Annotated in this window: 1 protein-coding gene; it reads right to left on the bottom strand. The window is 69.5% G+C overall.

Going from position 1 to position 1104, the window contains the following annotated elements:
- The coding region (locus tag EB084_26280) for a hypothetical protein (GenBank protein NDD31771.1) at positions 1-1104 on the bottom strand (1104 nt) is incomplete at both ends.

The raw sequence follows: 1104 nt of genomic DNA, 5'->3' as shown, positions 1-1104 counted from the left end.
CGCGGACATGGCTGCTCTCGTCGAACGGATCGCCATCGAGCACCACGAGACTGGCTGAGCGGCCCCTGGCGATGGTGCCGAAGCGATCGGAGACGCCGAGCAGGCTCGCCGGACGGGTGGTGATGGCGGCCAGGGCGGCGTCGCGGGGGAGGCCGCACTGAACGGCCCTGGCGATGGCCTTTCGGTAGTCGGCCACATCCTCGAGGCGATGCGAGGTGAAGGCGAAGTCGACGCCTCGCGCGTGCAGCCAGCGCGCGTTCGCGGGGTCGTTGCGCCAGCGTCTCAGGGTGAGCAGGTCGGTGTCGAGCCACTCGCCCTCTGATTTCGCCTTCGGGGCGGGAGTGAAGGCCACGGGGAGGATGAAGCCGCCCTTCAGGCGGTCGACCCAGTCGAGTCGCCGCCATTCCTCTCCGCTCAGCACCAGGGCGCGGCGCTGCAGGCCCGCCTCATCGAGCACGCGCGTGGCGCGCAGCGATTCGAGCAGGGTGGCGGTCTCGAAGAGCACGGGTCGCTGGCCGTGGATCACCGGCGACAGGGCGCTCAGCGACAGGTCTGTCTCGGGGCGCAGCAGGCCCAGGGGACGGGTCCGGTCGCTGGCCGCCGCCCCTTCGTACCAGGCGGCATCGGAGAGCGTCTGCCGGATCAGCGCCACATTCCCCATCATGCTGGCGGGGTAGGCCTTCTGGTCTTCGTCGGCGCCGGTCTCGAACGCCATGACGCTGGCCACGTCGGCGGCGATGACCTGCTCGCGCGGGGTTCCGGGACGGGTGAGGCAGAGGGCGGATGTGCCCCGGAAGATGCCGGTCTCCGGAACGGCCTGCACCAGCACGATGCCCTGCTCGCGCAACGCCTCTAGGCCGTCGGCGGTGGGGCTGAGCGCGTCGGTCGCGCGGTGGTCGGCGCGCACCTTCGGGTTGGCCGACGAGAGGGGCGAGGGAGGTGAGGGCGTCTTCTCGGCCTTCTTCTCGTCCTTGTCGTCCTTGCTGTCTGCGTCTTCATCTTCAGCGTGATGTGGCTTCTGAGGCTTGAGCTTCTCGCCTTTCAAGCGCTTGAGCACGACATACGGGTCGATGAAGCCCGCGCAGATCGTGAGGCCCTTCGCGT

The organism is Pseudomonadota bacterium, assembly GCA_010028905.1.
Lineage (GTDB): Bacteria > Vulcanimicrobiota > Xenobia > RGZZ01 > RGZZ01 > RGZZ01.
This window is presented reverse-complemented; position numbering and strand designations above follow the sequence as displayed.